Consider the following 1196-nt stretch of genomic DNA (forward strand, 5'->3'; position numbering starts at 1 on the left):
TGTTCGAGCAGCARTGCRCCGACSAGRCGGACRATGGCWTCGTCGTTYGGAAAGATGCCGACGACCTCSGTKCGKCGCTTGATTTCGCCGTTGAGACGYTCGATTGGGTTSGTMSWRTGCAGCTTTGCCCGGTGYTCTTTCGGRAAGGTCATRTAGGCGAGCACRTCSTCTTCAGCRTYGTCCATRATGGTGGCGAGCTTYGGMACTTTCGGTCTGATCTGGTCGGCGACACTGCGCCATTGAGCGCTTGCTGCCTCCGGCGTCTCCTGGGCGAAGGCTGTGGCGATGAAGGCGGATACAACCCGCCTGCCGCTCTTTCCGGCATGTGCCAGGACGTTCCTCATGAAGTGAACTCGGCATCTTTGCCAGGTGGCACTGAGAACCTTTGTGACCGCAGCCTTGAGACCTTCATGCGCATCGGAGACGACAAGCTTCACGCCGCGCAACCCTCGGCGCGTGAGCCTGCGCAGGAATTCCGTCCAGATCGGCTCGGCCTCCGACGTGCCGACCTCCATACCAAGTACCTCGCGCCGGCCATCGCTGTTGACGCCGACGGCGATAATGACTGCGACGGAAACAATACGTCCGCCGCGCCGAACTTTGAGGTAGGTCGCATCCACCCAGACGTATGGCCAGTCACCTTCAATCGGCCTGTCGAGAAACGCCTTCACCTTGACGTCGATCTCTTCGCACAGGCGGCTCACCTGGCTTTTGGAGATGCCGCTCATACCCATGGCCTTGACCAGATCGTCGACAGAACGGGTCGAGATCCCCTGGATATATGCCTCCTGGATAACCGCCGTTAGAGCCTTCTCTGCCATACGGCGCGGCTCGAGAAAGCTCGGGAAATAACTGCCCTTGCGCAGCTTCGGAATGCGAAGCTCGACCGTTCCGGCTCGTGTCTCCCAATCCCGATCACGGTAGCCGTTGCGTTGTGCGAGGCGCATCGGGTTCTTCTCGCCGAAGTCAGCACCGGTGGCTCCGCCAACCTCCAGCTCCATCAGCCGCTCGGCGGCAAAGCCGATCATCTCACGCAACAAATCTGCATCGGCGCTCTTCTCAACAAGCGAGCGCACGTTCATCATGTCATTGGTCATCGGTGGTCTTTCCGTCAGGTTGGTCTTGAACAACCCGACCCTACCGGAAAACACTGATGGCCACCTTACTCCTCAAAACCTACACCACGTGCCGGGACA

Annotated in this window: 1 protein-coding gene; it reads right to left on the minus strand. The window is 59.4% G+C overall.

Going from position 1 to position 1196, the window contains the following annotated elements; translation table 11 throughout:
* Positions 1–1097 (minus strand): IS256 family transposase (locus AC1DMK_RS31040; RefSeq protein ID WP_477864042.1); only part of this gene is annotated, 1097 nt, incomplete at its 3' end.
* Positions 1098–1196 lie beyond the last annotated feature (99 nt).

It is taken from the genome of Rhizobium sp. 05L419 (assembly GCF_056397845.1).